Annotated in this window: 1 pseudogene; it reads left to right on the forward strand. The window is 36.7% G+C overall.

What is annotated here, in order from left to right:
• A pseudogene (locus tag R8925_RS15945) lies at positions 1-208 on the forward strand (hypothetical protein); the annotation flags it as partial.
• Positions 209-332 lie beyond the last annotated feature (124 nt).

Consider the following 332-nt stretch of genomic DNA (forward strand, 5'->3'; position numbering starts at 1 on the left):
ATTATATGTTGTTTTTGATTATGTAAAGGCGATAAATGGCACAGAAAAGCTGATTTTACTAATTTTTATTGGTATTGTTGTGTTACGCCCGTTATTTCGTTTACTTAATTTGTCACAGACGCTGGAGATTTCTATGGATGTATTCGCGTTTCGTGGTGATTTTCAAGCTTGGGATAAGGTGGAGGAAGTGAAGATTGTGATGCCATAGTTTAAGCTTTTTTCACAAGGTAGGATGCTGGTTTATACAAAAATCAAGGATAAGCGAGAAATGTACTGGGATATCGTTGCGGCGGATGTGAATATGCCACTTGCAGATTTAGAAGCATTAATTG

Source organism: Listeria rocourtiae subsp. hofi, from assembly GCF_963575615.1.
Lineage (GTDB): Bacteria > Bacillota > Bacilli > Lactobacillales > Listeriaceae > Listeria_A > Listeria_A hofi.